14 protein-coding genes and 1 riboswitch are annotated in these 16415 nt (G+C 38.5%); of the genes, 11 read left to right on the top strand and 3 right to left on the bottom strand.

Going from position 1 to position 16415, the window contains the following annotated elements; genetic code table 11:
- Positions 1-170 precede the first annotated feature (170 nt).
- Positions 171-908 (bottom strand): hypothetical protein, encoded by a 738-nt coding sequence (locus A9178_RS10960; protein ID WP_068675203.1) that lies wholly within the window; start codon positions 906-908, stop codon positions 171-173.
- A gap of 222 nt (positions 909-1130) precedes the next feature.
- Here A9178_RS10960 and A9178_RS10955 point away from each other — a divergent pair, with 222 nt between their 5' ends.
- The 4 genes from A9178_RS10955 to A9178_RS10940 all read left to right on the top strand — a co-directional run bounded on the left by A9178_RS10955 (position 1131) and on the right by A9178_RS10940 (position 5664).
- The gene (locus A9178_RS10955) at positions 1131-1379 is read left to right on the top strand and encodes a type II toxin-antitoxin system prevent-host-death family antitoxin (protein ID WP_068675201.1); all 249 of its coding nucleotides are present in this window, start codon (positions 1131-1133) and stop codon (positions 1377-1379) included.
- 826 nt (positions 1380-2205) lie between these two features.
- Positions 2206-2309: riboswitch (purine riboswitch) on the top strand.
- 172 nt (positions 2310-2481) lie between these two features.
- Positions 2482-3423 carry a nucleoside hydrolase gene (locus A9178_RS10950; RefSeq protein WP_068675199.1) on the top strand — a complete coding sequence of 314 codons (942 nt, stop codon included), beginning with the start codon at positions 2482-2484 and terminating at the stop codon, positions 3421-3423.
- Between the two features lie 14 nt (positions 3424-3437).
- The gene (locus A9178_RS10945) at positions 3438-4385 is read left to right on the top strand and encodes a nucleoside hydrolase (protein ID WP_068675198.1); all 948 of its coding nucleotides are present in this window, start codon (positions 3438-3440) and stop codon (positions 4383-4385) included.
- A 64-nt stretch (positions 4386-4449) separates the two neighbouring features.
- Entirely contained in the window at positions 4450-5664 is a 1215-nt protein-coding gene (locus tag A9178_RS10940; protein ID WP_068675196.1) for a NupC/NupG family nucleoside CNT transporter, read from the top strand.
- A gap of 763 nt (positions 5665-6427) precedes the next feature.
- On the opposite strand, the gene A9178_RS10935 is transcribed toward A9178_RS10940, so the two are convergent.
- A complete protein-coding gene (locus A9178_RS10935) occupies positions 6428-6958 on the bottom strand; it encodes a superoxide dismutase family protein (RefSeq protein WP_082918166.1) in 531 nt (176 codons plus the stop codon).
- A gap of 263 nt (positions 6959-7221) precedes the next feature.
- Between A9178_RS10935 and A9178_RS10930 the strand changes: the two genes are divergently transcribed.
- The 3 genes from A9178_RS10930 to A9178_RS18970 all read left to right on the top strand — a co-directional run bounded on the left by A9178_RS10930 (position 7222) and on the right by A9178_RS18970 (position 10906).
- Entirely contained in the window at positions 7222-8586 is a 1365-nt protein-coding gene (locus A9178_RS10930; protein ID WP_082918165.1) for a hypothetical protein, read from the top strand.
- Positions 8587-8602: 16 nt separating this feature from the next.
- Entirely contained in the window at positions 8603-9607 is a 1005-nt protein-coding gene (locus A9178_RS10925; RefSeq protein ID WP_068675193.1) for a Gfo/Idh/MocA family protein, read from the top strand.
- Positions 9608-10498: 891 nt separating this feature from the next.
- Complete coding sequence (locus tag A9178_RS18970; protein WP_156520752.1) at positions 10499-10906, top strand: hypothetical protein; 408 nt, start codon at positions 10499-10501, stop codon at positions 10904-10906.
- Between the two features lie 158 nt (positions 10907-11064).
- Here A9178_RS18970 and A9178_RS10915 read toward each other — a convergent pair whose 3' ends face one another.
- Positions 11065-12720, bottom strand: coding sequence for a DUF4127 family protein (locus A9178_RS10915; protein WP_068675188.1), 1656 nt, complete (start codon positions 12718-12720; stop codon positions 11065-11067).
- Between the two features lie 252 nt (positions 12721-12972).
- Between A9178_RS10915 and A9178_RS18965 the strand changes: the two genes are divergently transcribed.
- The 4 genes from A9178_RS18965 to A9178_RS10900 all read left to right on the top strand — a co-directional run bounded on the left by A9178_RS18965 (position 12973) and on the right by A9178_RS10900 (position 16400).
- Complete coding sequence (locus tag A9178_RS18965) at positions 12973-13227, top strand: hypothetical protein (RefSeq protein ID WP_156520751.1); 255 nt, start codon at positions 12973-12975, stop codon at positions 13225-13227.
- Between the two features lie 119 nt (positions 13228-13346).
- Positions 13347-13553 (top strand): twin-arginine translocase TatA/TatE family subunit, encoded by a 207-nt coding sequence (tatA, locus tag A9178_RS10910; RefSeq protein WP_068675186.1) that lies wholly within the window; start codon positions 13347-13349, stop codon positions 13551-13553.
- 339 nt (positions 13554-13892) lie between these two features.
- The gene (locus tag A9178_RS10905; RefSeq protein WP_068675185.1) at positions 13893-14642 is read left to right on the top strand and encodes a gluconate 2-dehydrogenase subunit 3 family protein; all 750 of its coding nucleotides are present in this window, start codon (positions 13893-13895) and stop codon (positions 14640-14642) included.
- A gap of 24 nt (positions 14643-14666) precedes the next feature.
- Positions 14667-16400: a GMC family oxidoreductase gene (locus A9178_RS10900; protein WP_068675183.1), complete on the top strand. Its 1734-nt coding sequence runs from the start codon at positions 14667-14669 to the stop codon at positions 16398-16400.
- The last annotated feature ends 15 nt before the right edge of the window (positions 16401-16415 follow it).

Raw genomic sequence — 16415 nt, 5'->3', positions numbered from 1 at the left:
ATAATGTGATGGAAGTTCAAGCGAATGGGCGAATAGAATGATTCTATAACCAAGTATGAATAAAAATTCAAGCAAATGGTAGAGTAGAAAGGGAGAATAAGAGCCGTGGGAACGGGTTCCTCGTCCTACTTGATGATACCGTGTTCTAAAAATTGTTGAACTGAATTCATTTAATTTATTTTACCTCGCACTTTATCCAAATCGTTTATCAAATCAAGCCAATCTTTATAATCATCCGGTTCCTTTAAGTCATATATATTTGTTTCGCCACTAATTACATCTTCAAAGACTTCCTCCAATTTCCCACCATACAGCTTTTCGTATTCTTCTATCTGTTCGCTAATTTCTTTAATAAGAATTTTATCTGTGCGATTGCGAACTTTGAATTGCTCCTGTAAGGCTTGAATGCGTAATGACCAAACACCATCTTTCCAGTAAAAAGCATCGTGTTTTGGATAACATCTATGGCCTGCCCCTTCGACTTTCTCCATGCCATTTGCAACATATCGCATGATTGTAGCGCGAGATACTTTCATTTTCTTACTTAACTCACTGCTCGATAGTAAATATGAGTTTCGATACGTAAATTCAAGTTGACCACGTGTTGTATTATCATAAAATAACTTCTCAAGATAATATTTTGCTACAGCAAAATTTTCAACCGTTGCTTCATTTGTGATGGAGGCATCTAAGAATTCAATGATTTCCTCATCATCTATATCGTTTTTATTAATAAATACCGTGTCTTCATTCGGAGAAATACCAATTACAAAGCGTGTGAATTTCATCTGGATGGTGTATGCGTATATAGAAAACTTTCCTACGTTATCAAGATTTACATCTTTTAACATATTAGATATATTCACTCCATTAGATTGCTTTGTTTCATGTGCTTCTAAAACAGTCATCGCATTCCCTCCTTACTTATAGAATACCACACATGAAACAAAAGTGCATTTTCGTTTCATTATATGCAAATTACTTAAGATTAATACATGACGAATTAAAATAGGGAGAGCCAGTTCCTGAGCCATAGGGACAGGTCTCTCCCTATGGCTCTTTTGCGTAAGATTTTACGTATAAATTTTACGTAAGATAATGGTATGATGATGATAAAAGGAGTTGATATTATGCCGAATATTAAGCCTGTGTCTGATTTAAGAAATTATAATGATGTTTTAAAAGATATCTCTATAGGCGACCCAGTTTTTTTAACGAAAAATGGTCGAGGTAGATTTGCCATTCTTGATATTGAGGAATATGAAAGAAATCAAGCTACAATCAAGCTTCTTTCAAAATTAATGGAGGCTGAGAGGGCCATAAAAAATGGGGATGAATGGTTAACGGACGAACAGGTTAAGAAAGACTTGGGAGTATAACTTTCATGCATAATAAGAATCAATCCCCTTGCGAAACAAGACTTGGTTGCTATCAAAGAATACATTACCAAAGAGCTTGCCAATCCTGATGCTGCAGTAGATATGGTTACAAATATCATTGAGTGCTATGAAAAGCTGAGGGAATTCCCATAGTAAGGTATTGGGTTTCATCGAAAATAGAAGTCCCAACAGATTATAGGTATTTAATTTGTGGAAATCACCTTGTTTTCTACAAATTAGATAATGTAAATGTATCCATTTATAGAATTCTATATTTAAGACGGGATTATATGCAAATACTTCTTGGTGAAGAAGAAAATGAAATAAATAATGAATTCTAATGCTAATGGTTACCAAAATGAGAGATGCTAAGGTGCACAAAAATGTAAGGGGAGCTGATTTTTTTTATAATTTGCTCTCCTTTTAACATTTCTAGAAAAGATTAAGTTCGTCTATCTGTTATAACATCCCGTGTATTACCATAGGGCCAATCATATTACTTATAATTAGAAACGCTAAGTAATCACGTTTGGTTGAATGGGAGGTGCCAGAATAGAAGACTGAATTACCTTAAATATCATATCTTATCCCAGTTAATGAATATTGAAATGGGAAGATGAACCTGTCCCTCGTGTCCCTCTGTCCCTCGGTGTCAGCCTTTAATGTCTAAGGTAATGAAAAAGTGTATGGTTGTGTACTTTTTATAGCCATCTATTTTATAGGTGAACCCCTCTTTTTATACCAAAAACCGAATGTTATAATGAAAAATAACATCAATGTTCACTTTTTATTGATTATCCTCTGTTTTTCTGTTATATTATCAACGTATTAATTAAATATCATTACTCGTATATTCTCGGTAATATGGTCTGAGCGTCTCTACCTGGTTCCCATTAAAAGAACCAGACTACGAGTTAAAGTATAAGGATAGTTGTCCCATATTATGACAACTTGACATCCGTTTATAATCTAGCACTAGTTTCATTTTGCTACATTATATTACTTTACTCGTAGGTCTAAGGTATGGAGCTAATTCTATATTTTAGGCTTTTTTCTTTTGGCCAAAACCGTAGATACATCAAAGAATGAGGAGGTAAACATAATGAGTAAAAATGTATATTTAAATCATGATGGTGGGGTAGATGATTTAATCTCTCTATTCCTGTTATTGCAAATGGAGAATGTTAATTTATTAGGTGTGGGGGTTATCCCAGCTGATTGTTATTTAGAACCGGCGATGTATGCAAGTAGAAAGATTGTGGATCGATTTGGGAATGGGAAAGAAGTAGAAGTTGCTGCGTCTAATTCTCGTGGAAAGAACCCTTTCCCGAAAGATTGGCGTATGCACGCATTCTATGTTGATGCTTTGCCAATTTTAAATGAATACGAACCTATCAAAACAAAAGAATCTGAATTGTCAGCACATGAACATATGATCAAAGTTCTTCGTGAAAGTGATTCACCCGCTACATTAGTCTTTATAGGCCCATTAACAGATTTAGCGCGTGCGCTTCAGATTGCACCGGATATCAAGCAAAAGATTGAAAAGTTAGTATGGATGGGTGGTACTTTCCTTGAAAATGGGAATGTGGAAGAGCCGGAACATGATGGTACAGCTGAATGGAATGCTTTCTGGGATCCAGAAGCAGTAAAAGTAGTATGGGATAGCTCTATTCCTATTGATTTGGTGGCTTTGGAAAGTACGAATATGGTTCCTCTCACGTTAGATGTTAGAAAAAAATGGGCATCACAACGAAGTGATATCGGTGTTGATTTCTTGGGTCAATGTTATGCCATGGTACCGCCATTGGTGCATTTTCAAACAAACTCTACTTACTTTTTATGGGATGTCTTAACTACTGCGAGCATCGGAAATACCGATTTAGTGAAGAAGAAAAAAGTAAAATGCATCGTGCATGCGTCCGGAGCAAGTCAAGGGAAAACGGAACTCTCTCAGAACGGAAGAGAAGTTGAATTAGTGTATGAAGTAGATCGTAATGCCTTTTTTGACTACATTACAGAACTTGCTAAACAAAATAAATAAGGAGGATTCACTTCATGAGAAAAGTAATTATTGATACAGATACTGCTGGTGATGACACGATTGCCCTGCTAACGGCGCTACATTATTTTAAAGTTGAAGGTGTGACCATTACTGGTGGCAATGTGGACTTTGACCAACAGGTAGAAAATGCACTTTATACCATTCAGGTGGCTAATCCTAAAACATACGTCCCTGTTTACAAAGGGTTGGAAGGGCCTATCCTAACTAATTTAACAGAACGTCATCGAACTGTTGAAGATGTTCATGGAAAAGACGGGATGGGGGATAGCTTTTTCGAAAAAGCCGAACAGCGACCGGAAGAGGGACATGCTGTTGATTTTATTATTGAGAAAGTGAAGGAAAACCCTGGAGAAATTAATCTGTTAGCCATTGCACCGTTGACTAATATTGCTATGGCGATGAAAAAGGACCCGACTATCATAAAGGATATTCCTCATATTTATATCATGGGCGGAACGAATAATTCGTTAGGAAATATTACGGCAGCTGCTGAATATAATTTTTGGGTAGATCCAGAAGCGGCCAGAATTGTATTACATTCGGGGGTTCCTATTACACTGGTAGGATGGGATATGTGTACGGAGTATTCCATTATGGATGATGAAGACCATCGAGAAATTGAACAACTTTCCACTGCGGGATCGAAGTTTTTTATTGATATTAACCGCGTTGTGATGAAATTTAATAAGGAAGTTCATCGCCTGAATGGGACAACGCATCCTGATACATTGTTGGTAGCTATTGCAGCAAAAGAAGAACTAATGAGCCGTTCGACTGCGTACTATGTGGATGTCGAAACAAAGGGCGAATTAACTAGAGGATATAGCATGGTGGATATCAACAGTCGCAGTGGAAAAGAACCAAATGTTCGAGTATGTGAAAAAGTGAATCGGGAAATGTTTAAGGATCAATTATTGCATGTGCTAGGGTCCATTTCATAACCAAAGGAAATAAGTTTTAATCCATAAATCAAAGGTAGGAACACCTAGAGAGGACGGCAGGAAGATGCAGATTTTATGGGGAATATTTGGAATTATAGCAATTTTGGCCATAGCCTTTTTACTATCCACCAATAAAAAAGCGATAAATGTGCGCACGATAGTTAGTGCGTTATTATTACAATTTATTTTCGGGTTTATTGTATTGAAATGGAAAACAGGGAAAGAACTGTTTGAATGGATTACAAATTTTGTACAACGTATTATTGATACGTCTAATGAAGGAATTCAATTTCTATTTGGCGGAGTACTTGCTGGGGAAGGAGTCGCTTTTGTATTTGCCTTCCAGGTTCTTACAGTAATTATCTTCTTTTCTTCACTTATTTCCGTATTGTTTTATTTAGGAGTCATGCAATTTATAACGAAAGCTGTAGGCGGGTTTTTAGCTATGATTCTTAAGACTACGAAACCAGAATCGATGTCGGCTGCAGCTAATATATTTATAGGACTTACTGAAGCGCCATTAGTGGTCAAGCCATTTTTGGCGAAAATGTCCAAGTCAGAATTATTTGCTGTGATGACTGGTGGAGCGGCTTCTGTATCGGGATCTGTGTTAGTGGGGTATTCGCTTCTTGGTGTTCCACTAGATTATCTTATAGCTGCAGCGTTTATGGCTGCCCCGGCAGGTCTTTTAATGGCAAAAGTGTTAGTGCCAGAAACCGAGGTGCAAGCGGAAGACCAAGTAATTAAGTTTGAAAAAGATACGGAAACAGTGAATATCATTGATGCTGCGTCCAAGGGAGCATTAACAGGATTAAAACTGGCTCTAAATATAGGTGCACTACTACTTGCGTTTATCTCGCTTATCGCATTGGTTAACCTTGGCCTTGAGTGGATTGGTAGTTTGGTAGGTTTCGAGAACATTACGCTTGAGAAAATTCTAGGTGTGGTATTATCTCCATTGGCTTTTGTTATTGGGGTTCCTTGGGATGAAGCACTGAAGGCCGGATCCTATATTGGACAAAAATTTGTTTTAAATGAATTCGTTGCTTTCAGTTCTTTTGCAGAAGAAATCGATACTTTTTCCGATAAAACAGTAGCGATTATTAGCTTTGCTTTATGTGGATTCGCGAACTTAGGTGCTATAGGAATGATGATTGGTGGAATGGGAGGACTTGCCCCATCTCGGAGGAAAGATCTGGCTCGGTACAGCTTCCTTGCCGTCATTGGTGGTACACTAGCCAACCTATTAAGCGCAGCAATTGCCGGGATGTTATTGTAAAGAATCATTTTCAGGGGTGATTAGTTTCCTCATTGAAGTTAGATCATGATGAACAAACAGGGGATTTGATTATTTAAGTGGCGGAAAAGTAACTGATTTATTTAAAGGGGCTATAAAGGAGCATTCATTCGTGAGGAGGTGCTCCTTTTTTCGTGTGAAGAAAAGAAAATATGAAATTGTTCCGGGGAGGTTGTTAGGGGCGAGAGGGAAGAGATGCTAGCTCCTATGCGGCTGGGTTTGGGGTGTATTGGATAAAGGGGACCGCGATGTATCCTGTCACGGTAGAGTTAGAGCTAATTAGGATGGAAGTAGACCGTGATGAGGCCTGTCACGGTAGAGTTAGAGCTAATTAGGATGGAAGTAAGCCGTGATGCAGCCTGTCACGGTAGAGTTAGAGCTAATTAGGATGGAAGTAGACCGTGATGCAGCCTGTCACGGTAGAGTTAGAGCTAATTAGGATGTAAGTAAGCCGTGATGCAGCCTGTCACGGTAGAGTTAGAGCTAATTAGGATGGAAGTAAGCCGTGATGCAGCCTGTCACGGTAGAGTTAGAGCTAATTAGGATGGAAGTAAGCCGTGATGCAGCCTGTCACGGAAGAGTTGAAGTAAATTAGGATGGAAGTAGACCGTGATGCAGTCTGTCACGGAATGGCATTATTGACTTCTTTTTGCATTAGGATTGTGGAAATATTGGAGGGGAAAAAGAGGGGACATTTTATAGTAACTGGAAAATTCGTCCCCTTGATTGTGGCGTTTTCCTAACCCTAGTACGCCCGAATCACACCACAACCTATACGCTTTCCTGCATCTCCGGAAGGCTGTGAACGATAGTCATCCGGATTTTCATGAATGATGACGGACTTACCAACGATGTCTTTACTCTTGAAACGATTGGTAAAGAACGTCATTCTGGCATAACCATCATTGGAAAACAGGACTGGAAAATCACCTGGATGATGACCATGCGGCTGATTATTTGGATTCCAATGTCCACCAGCCTGCTGAAATGGGTCTGTTTTTTTCCCTACAGAACAATCCCCATTCTCATGTATATGGAAGCCGTGTGGACCAATTGGAGCCTGATTTCCCTGGGCTGGCTGATACTTCGGCAATCCCATCACTTCTACCGATACTTCCACTCCGTTTGGCACATCTTGAAAATAGACACGCCCACGCAAATTAGGTGCCAACTCACTTCCCCGGATATCCGCATATGCCCTGCTTCCTTCATTTCTGATGGGATTTAGCATATTTGTCGGAACATAAACGAATGGATAATAGCCATATGGGTACATTGCATTCTCCTCCTTTATCCTACACCATATGCCTAGGGGGAATTTTTGTGTATGGTAGGGGAGGGGGATTTGGGGAGGGCTTGTATATTTAATTTCAAACAAACGTTTGATCTGTTGATAGTGGAGAGATGGGAGTCTAGTCACCTCCCCCTGACTTCATTTGATTTGGAGGGCGCTTACATATATAATGAATATGTATCTATTTAGTTTATTGTGTAAACTAAATGTACTATTCTTTTAGATTAAAAGGGGGAAGTTACGAATTGGGACCACCTTTTATTTATCGTTATCTATATATCTTTTATTCTATTGTTTTCATACTTAATATTTTTAATGTGCTTACTAATAATCAACTATTAAATTACATTATTGGGATTTTTGCTTTAGTTATGCTCGTTATTTCTTATTTTCGGACATCTAGGCTTTTTAAAATCTTGTGTTCAGCTTTCCTTGTTATTGGGGGAATTGCTTATCTTTCATCCGACCATTCTCTTGTGGATCTGCCTAAGCATATGACTTCTAATATTTCGTTACTTACCTTATTATCTATGCTCCCTTGGATGAATAGTGTTGTTAAGGCAGGACGGTTTAACAGAATCCTCAATCAATTATTGCAGGTGAAGGTGACTGATTTAGGAAAGCTTTATCCGAGAAGTACAGCAACAACACTGACGTTAGCTTCTTTTTTAAATTTATCTGCTGCTACCATTTCTCAAAAGGTTTTGATACAAAATTTAAAAGGGACGAATCGCAGGCTTAGAAATAGTTTTATTAATACCTCAACCATAAGAGGCTATTCCTTGGCATTGGTATGGAGTCCGTTAGAAATACTTGTGGCGACATCCATTTTTGTAACGGGAGTAGAATACATTTCTGTGTTACCATGGTTATTGCTCATCTCTGTCATCACTTTTGTGTTAGATGCGATTTGGGGGCGAATCCATTATAGGAAGCATACATATCAAAGCGATGTAAAAGATTCTATAGATATGAAAAAACTTTTGAGGAATCTTGTTCATTTGGTTATCGCCTTAGCGTTGTTCCTAATATTAGTTATGATTTTTGGAAGTATTTTTGCTTTGGATTTCATATTTACCGTGACGATATTAATATTCCCTTTCGCAGCGGTTTGGGCTATATTAATGAAAAGATGGCGTAGTTTTTGGAGAATTGGGTTGGCGAACTGGAGAGATAGTACGAATAACATGCATAATTTTGTTGTCCTTTTTATCTCGTTATCCTTATTTGAAGTCGGACTAAATGGAACTAGTATTTTAGATGTTATTCAAAAGCCGTTCCTAGCGTTTTCCGAATATCCAATCATTATATTCGTATTACTTCAGATTATTTTTATTTTCTTAAGTATGTTTGGTGTTCATCCAATCGCGACAATTGGAATCTTAAGTACTGTAATCACCGTTCTTGTGGAAACGATTAATCCAATTAGTTTGGCCATTGTAATGATTACAAGTGCTATTGCTACATTAACTGTATCAACGTATGGACTTCTACTTCAATTAACTTCTATGAATATTGATGAGAATCCATACCGAATTACGTTAATCAATATTCCGTTTGCGCTTGTCTTTGGCGGAATTGGGACCATTGTGGCTTATTTAATTTTATGAGGGGAGTTTTTTGAAAATGAAAAAAGTAAGATGGGGCATTTTAAGTACGGCTAAAATTGCACAAAAAGAGCTAATACCGGCGTTCGAACGTGGGGTAAATGCTGAGGTGACTGCTATCGCAACAGGAAGTGGATTGGAAAAGGCGAAAACAGTAGCTGAAACGTTCGGTATTGAAAAAACATATGATCGTTATGAGGCGCTTCTAGATGATCCGGATATTGATGCTGTTTATATCCCATTACCGAACCACTTACATAAAGAGTGGGTCATTAAGGCAGCGAGGAAAGGAAAACATATTCTTTGTGAAAAACCAGCAGCGCTTCATGCCGATGATGTGGTGGAAATGAAAAAGGTTTGTGAGGAAGAAAAGGTCTTGTTTATGGAAGGGTTTATGTACTACTTTCACCCACAACATAATCGAGTGAGAGAAATTATTCGTTCTGGTGAAATTGGCGATGTGAAATTTGTTAGAGCATCTTTTTCCTTTAATTTATCACAGAAGGGTAACAGTATTAAAATGAGTCCGGAAAAAGGTGGCGGGAGTATATACGATGTAGGGTGTTATGGGATTCACGCTATTAGAAATGCTATTGGTGTGGAACCGAATTCCGTCTATGTTCATCCGGTAATCGATTCCGACTTTGGGGTAGATACGGATGTGGTTGCGTATTTAACTTTTCCTAATCAAATTCGTGCTACCTTTGATGTAAGTTTCGGGATGTATAGAAGAAGTGAATATGAAGTTATCGGAACAGAAGGAAGAATTATAGTACCTAAGGCATTCCGTCCAGATTGGTGGGGTGGAGATGGCTTTGTGATTACAGAAAAGGAGGATTCTTCACGAACAGAAGTATTCACTGCAGATCAATATCGTAATGAAGTAGAGCATCTTTCCAATGCTATTCTAAATGATTTATCATTAAATCAATTGGAGCATGATTTTGAAAATAGTATTAATAACATGCGAGTTATCGATGCTTGTTTGAAATCGATAAGTACAGAGAGTAAAGTAGAATTATAGAATGGTTATTAGAGTCACTTAGTGGGTAATCGGACCTGCTAGGTGATTTTTGTTTTGGGAATGGAATAATCCTCTACTCAGTCATAATCTTAACTGTATTAATCATTATCTATAATGCCTTGTAGAGTGATGCGCAAGGGATGGTGTAAATAGATTTCAAACAAACGTTTGATCACGGTTGTTTGCCATCAGTGTGGACGAATCATGGGCTATAGTGCGGGCAAGTTATGGATGCAAGTGGATTTTAGGTAGAGGATATGGGAAATTGTAGAGCAAGAAAATGTATCTGTGTAAGCTGTGAAAGCAAGCCAAGAAAAAATTACGAGCTAATTTTAAGGAAATGGATCTAGTGTAAGCTGAGGAGACTGTTCCGTGCGTATCCTAGGGTTATTTGTGGATTGGTAAAAAAGAAGTATGTATTGTAGTTGATTACTGAAAACTAGATCCAATAAAAAAAGACGTAATCCTGAAGATATAAATCTTTATGGAATATTAACGCCTCTTACATAACCTTCTGCATAATCTTGAAATGTTTTTTTAGTATCTTTAATAACTTCTTTAATAATTTTTTTCATCTAATTTCCCTCCTTGTTTTCTGTATATCCATTATCTAATATAGTGCGCTTTTCATCAATGTCAGTGAAAACGAAAACAATGGGCATGAAAACGAGAACAAGTGGCAAGAAAACGATTATATCCCTTATATACTTAAAAAATTGCCGTTTTACTTCGGTTATCTACATTATTTGAGTGGAGCCGTGGGGACAGGTCCCTCGTCCCAATTGATCTAATACTGAGATTTATTAAAGTTGTCGAAGTTCACAAATAAATTATTTATTAGTTAGGGTTGCTCTAAATGGGGTAGGATTGCCCATACATGTAGCTCATAGCATGATATCAGGGTTTAACGCCGTTATATCAGCACACGTGATTGTTATATCAGGAAAGCCAACCGTTATATCAGCACACGTGGTTATTATATCGGGGATGCGTACCGTTATATCAGCGTACAAGGTCATTATATCGGGAAAGCCTACCGTTATATCAGCACACGTGGTTATTATATCAGGAAAGCCTACCGTTATATCAGCGTACGTGGTCATTATATCAGGAAAGCCTACTGTTATATCAGCACACGAGGTCATTATATCGGGGATGCCTACTGTGATATCAGTACACGTGGTCATTATATCAGCGATGCTAACCGTTATATCAGCATACGAGGTCATTATATCGGGGATGCCAACCGTTATATCAGCATACATGTGCAAGTTATCGGGAATCACCGCCGTGATATAAGTAATCGCTAGACTTGTTCGGGGCCGGGAATAGTGACAGGTGATATATTCTAGTAAATTAATCAAGTAAACTTCGACTTGTGGAAATACATGTTTATTGTACCCAGAATGCTCCGTTAAATAATGCTGTGTTTAGGGGAAGAAAAAGAGCCGTGGTCCCTATGGCTCTTTGATAATAAAGCTTGGATTGATATCGACTTCAAACAATCGATTCCACGGAAGTGTTGCGGAAAAGGGGCTAAGTTTATCAATTATGATGCTTGCTTTATGATTTCTTGATAGATAAAAATGCTTTTCCTCAAATGCCTTTTTAAAAATAAAAGCTGCTTCTTTTTCTAAAATGTCTTGAACTTGGGCTTCATATTTTTTTGTAGCATCCCCTAAAGCTAAAGGATCGTCCCCGTTTTCTTTTATTTCCTCACTCAACCATGTATATGCATTTGTTTTATAGCCATAATCGATTAAAAACGAGCGGAATACTAATTCTGCATGATGTTTCGTTTGTTCGACTTTTTGTTCCATTGTTTTATCATCAGTAGTCTCAAGGTAAACTTCACGCATAATAGCAGTGGAGAGAGAAAGTCCGATACTATTTCCAGCCGTGTTCCATCCGCTATAAGCTGAAATAGAACCCATGTCCACGTTGTGTAATATATCCTCTACAAACATACTACTTGCCTTATTTATAATTGCCGTGTCGACAATGGCAATAGGTTTTTCCTCATTTGTATATTCTTTCATTTTATGAACGAATGATCTGGACTCTGGGGTGTATTTTGTTTTTACAAAATAGTAAAAATCAGCTTCTGTACTATTCTCTGTCATGCGTCCTCCTATTGCTCTAATATGTTCTGTTATGTTTTCCTTCATTTCCACATATTCCATCGGAGGTATCCAACTAGGAGCGAGTGGACTATCATAGACTACTTGAATGTTAGGTGTGACATTATATACTTCTACTGCAAAACGGGAGATGAGCAGGCTGGCCATTTCATCGGTTCCAGATAAAAGGGATACGTTCTGCTTTATATTTTCTGTAATACTATTTTTTAATGATTCTTGTTCTTGTTTATGTAAGCCAAATTTTGCCGCGTCATCTTGTCCATAGATTAGATAATCGATGGTTCCCTCTTTTACGAAAGAAATAAGTGTTTCGTTTATTATTGTGTTGCGTTTTCTTATATCTTTGTAATGTGCAAGAAACTCAGAATCCAATTCGTTTTCAAGGCGACTTGCCTCATCCTCTTTTCCATCTGTTCCTTTGGCGATTGCCCACTTGCGAATATTGGTATAAGCCTCCATATAACTTTCGTCTCTCGCTGTTGGCGCAAGACGAAGGAGCGAGCTATAAACATAGATTGGTTTTTCGGGAAAAAGTTTTTTTATCGTTTTGAGTAATAAAAGATTTTTCATTGCGTCTTCTTGAGAGAGGTTCCCCGTTCTTGAAGCGACAAGTCCGCCATAGACAAGCATATCCGACGATAAAACAAAACCATCCACATTTTCCGCCTGCTCCAGTACCCAGTGGGATAATGCTTTGGTATTACCGGGTGTTTCAAAGTGTCCAATCCATTCATTTGGGGGGAGTACTAGCTCCATACCGGTAATGTTTCCTAATTGTTTAGGCACCTCGGTACTTACAGGCCGATCATCTAAAGGGACATACAACAGCCTTGGTCTTATAGAGATATCATTCTCCTTTGCTTGTGTACTTTTGCTATTTTCTTGATAGGAGATAACATTATAACTAACCCATACTATGCCAAGAATTAGAAAAGCAAGCAAAAGAGAGTATACCCTTTGTTTTTTGAACACAAAAACACCCCATTTATAAAGAGTATTTGGTTAGAGAATGAAGCCTATATAACAATTAGCTTATACCTTGGAATAAGAATTTAAACAGGGAGTCGGAGGAACAGTCCATCGTCCCGCTTCGCCAGTTGCTGATGTTTACAAATAATTGAAGTTCATGAATCGATTCTCACTATCTATTAGTGGGAGTCAACTATAATAGGACAAGTTTGCCTGTTTCTGTGGATCTAGTAGGCGTTTTATAGGATATCAGCATTGGAGAGCGGGATATCAGGCTACCACCGCAGAATATCAGCACTGGAGAACAAGATATCAGTATACATCCCCAGAATATCAGCACTGGAGAACAAGATATCAGGATACACCAGGATATCAGCACTGGAGAACAAGATATCAGGCTATCACCCCAGAATATCAGCACTAGAGAGCAGCATATCAGGCGCCCACCGCAGAATATCAGCACTGGAGAGCAAGATATCAGGAATCCCCCAGATAAATCGGGATTCGTAAGTATGTTATTAAGTGGGACGATGGACCTGTCCCCATGGATCATTTTGGTTATTTTCGTGTAAAGTTCTTTAGAAATGGAAATGCTATAGAAAAACTATAGTTGGATTGGAGGGGTTTTATTGGGTTTGGCACAAATTGGTATTCCGGGTTTAATTCTTATCATCTTTTTAGCATTAATCATTTTTGGCCCTAGAAGACTTCCGGAAATTGGGAAGGCAGCTGGACAAACGTTACGGGAATTTAAGAGCACAACGAATGATTTAATTAGTGATGACGATGAGAACAATGAAAAAAAGAATAATAACAACAAAGTATTGGATGATTAAAATGGGCCGTGCAGGCAAGTGTCTCGGTCCACTTTTAGACGTATCAATATCATAGTAAGCCGTACTATAACAAATCGCATGCAACCTATGTAAGTCGCACATCAGTTCGTTTGATGTGCGACTTTTGCTAATTTATGTGAGATTCTTCCTTAAATCGTTATCGGGATGGCTCAGCCTTTATGATGTGCGATTCAAGAAGTTTCAGGTTTGAAACCGATCTGACTTTACTATGTGAAAAAAACTTTGAAAATATTTTTCTATTTTTGCATGGAAAAGTTTACTAATTAAATAATTGGATAAAATGAATAAAAACTATCATGCATGTAAGGAGGAATAAAGTTGTCGGATGAAAAAAAGGCACCGGATTTATCACGTCGTAAATTTATTAAAAATTCCGGTTACGTAGCTGGAGGGGCGATTGGCGGTGGTATACTTACCTCTCTTATTGGTACAAGTGTTTGGAATGGGGATCAAAAGACGGCCCCGGAGACTACAACGAATAACGCGGATTCCTATAATCGTGCGTTGATGTATTTTAGGAGAAGGAAGGATTTCGAAATTCTTAGTGCCGCTACAGAAAGAATTTTTCCTGAAGATGAAAATGGTCCAGGTGCTATCGCTTTAGGTGCTCCTTATTTTATTGATCACCAATTAGCTGGAGGCTTTGGCAATAATGAAAAAGAGTATACACGCGGCCCTTTTTCAGAGGGGACGGATTACCAAGGTTATCAATCCCCGTTAAAGCGGCATGAAATATTTTCGGCTGGGATCCAAGCTATGGAAAGGGAAAGTCAAGAAAACTATGGTACTTCCTTTGTTGATCTAGAAGGGGAACAACAAGATAAGATTCTGCAGAAGTTTCAAGATAATAAAGTGAAGATGAAACATGTTAGCTCGGCATACTTTTTCGATCAGCTTCGTACAGCAACTCTTTCAGGCGTATATGCAGACCCGCTATACGGTGGTAATGCCAATATGGATGGGTGGAGAATGAAGGAATTCCCTGGAAGTCAAATGAGTTATATTCAACAGATTGAGAGCGAGGAGTTTATCGACATTGAACCAAGCCCTTTGAAGGATCATTTATAAAATTATGGATTACGGAGGTTTCTTATGGTTAAAACGTTAGATAAAGTGGATGTTGTAACGGTAGGAGTAGGATGGGCAGGGGGTATCATTGCTTCCGAACTTGGAAAAGCCGGAGTAAAGGTTGTTGGTCTTGAACGCGGCGAAAATAGGTCAACAGAAGATTTTCAAATGGTACACGATGAATATCGATATGCGATACGGTATGATTTGATGCAAGATTTATCTAAAGAAACGATTACTTTTCGGAATAACCCGGGTGAAACGGCGTTACCCATGCGACAATTTGGAGCATTTCTGATTGGAACTGGAGTGGGTGGGGCTGGAACGCACTGGAACGGGGATACGTGGTTTTTTTCTCCTTATGATTTTGAAATAAAAACAATGACAGATAAGAAATACGGTAAGAATAAACTTCCTAAAGAGTATTTGATTCAAGATTGGGGCATCACATACGATGAACTAGAGCCATATTATGAGAAGTTTGAGAAGATGGCTGGAACAAGTGGAGAATTGAATCCCTTAAGACCTGAGAGAACGAGGGATTATCCAACACCACCGATGAAAAGTACGCCAATGCTTGATCGATTTGAAAAGGCGGCAACGAATCTGGGTCTACATCCATTTCGTTTGCCATCCGCGAATATTTCCGAGGCTTACACAAACCCTGATGGCCAAACGCTAAACCAATGTCAGTATTGTGGCTTTTGTGAAAAATTTGGCTGTGAATACGGCGCGAAATCGACACCAAATGTGACAGTGATTCCAACAGCATTAAAAACGAATAACTTTGAATTGCGGACACATGCGAATGTCGTTGGTATCCACCATGACGGGAAGCGAGCGACAGGTGTCCGGTACGTAGATGTTCAAACAGGAGAAGAATTTGATCAGCCGGCGGATATTGTTGTGTTAACTAGCTATACCGTGAGTAATGCTCGTCTTTTACTGCTATCGGATATTGGGAAACCTTATGATCCAAATACTGGGACTGGCGTTATCGGGAAAAATTACTGTTATCATATTACCCCAGTTGTTACTGGATTCTTTAAGGATAAGTTTAATGCCTCAATGGGAGCGGGTTCACTCGGCACGACCTTGGATGATTTTAATAATGATAACTTTGATCATTCCGATTTGGATTTTATTCATGGTGGTTCCATTACGATGAAGCAATTAGGTAAAAGACCGATTAATGAAAATGCAGCTCCGAAAGGCACTCCGAATTGGGGGAAAGAATTTAAGCAAAAATCAATCGAATACTTTAATCGTTCGATACCTGTAACTTCCCAAGGGACTTCTTTGCCACACCGAAATAATTATTTAAGTCTTGATCCGACTTATAAAGATGCTTATGGAAACCCATTGATGCGCTTAACGTATGATTTTACCGAGCATGATCATAAGTTACATGACTTTATTTCGGAAAGATGTGCAGAAATCTTACATGAAATGGGTGCCGATAAAGTTGAAACGAGGGATTTAATGGAACACTTCGATATTGTTCCCGCCCATAATGATCATATTACTGGCGGTGTTATTATGGGTGAGGACCCTGAGACTTCCGCACTTAATAATTATCTTCAAATGTGGGATATGGATAATGTATTCGTCATCGGTGCTTCTGCATTTCCACATAATGGCGGTTATAATCCTACAGGTACAGTAGGGGCATTAGCTTATCGGGCAGCCGAGGGTATTTTAAAGTTTAAGGAAAAAGATGGCCAATTAGTTAAAGCGAAGGATAGTAGTAGAGCATAGGCAATGAAAGGGCAG

Origin of the sequence: Oceanobacillus sp. Castelsardo (assembly GCF_001659985.1) — a bacterium.
Lineage (GTDB): Bacteria > Bacillota > Bacilli > Bacillales > Amphibacillaceae > Oceanobacillus.
Note: the sequence above shows the minus strand (reverse complement) of the source record. Positions and strands in the feature narration are given on the sequence as shown.

What these genes read in the sequence shown, in the direction of transcription:
- A9178_RS10900 (WP_068675183.1), top strand. Translation starts at nt 14,667, where the DNA reads ATGGTTAAAACGTTAGATAAAGTGGATGTTGTAACGGTAGGAGTAGGA.
- A9178_RS10960 (WP_068675203.1), bottom strand. Translation starts at nt 908, where the DNA reads ATGACTGTTTTAGAAGCACATGAAACAAAGCAATCTAATGGAGTGAAT.
- A9178_RS10935 (WP_082918166.1), bottom strand. Translation starts at nt 6,958, where the DNA reads ATGTACCCATATGGCTATTATCCATTCGTTTATGTTCCGACAAATATG.
- A9178_RS10955 (WP_068675201.1), top strand. Translation starts at nt 1,131, where the DNA reads ATGCCGAATATTAAGCCTGTGTCTGATTTAAGAAATTATAATGATGTT.
- A9178_RS10940 (WP_068675196.1), top strand. Translation starts at nt 4,450, where the DNA reads ATGCAGATTTTATGGGGAATATTTGGAATTATAGCAATTTTGGCCATA.
- A9178_RS10925 (WP_068675193.1), top strand. Translation starts at nt 8,603, where the DNA reads ATGAAAAAAGTAAGATGGGGCATTTTAAGTACGGCTAAAATTGCACAA.
- A9178_RS18970 (WP_156520752.1), top strand. Translation starts at nt 10,499, where the DNA reads ATGATATCAGGGTTTAACGCCGTTATATCAGCACACGTGATTGTTATA.
- A9178_RS10950 (WP_068675199.1), top strand. Translation starts at nt 2,482, where the DNA reads ATGAGTAAAAATGTATATTTAAATCATGATGGTGGGGTAGATGATTTA.
- A9178_RS10945 (WP_068675198.1), top strand. Translation starts at nt 3,438, where the DNA reads ATGAGAAAAGTAATTATTGATACAGATACTGCTGGTGATGACACGATT.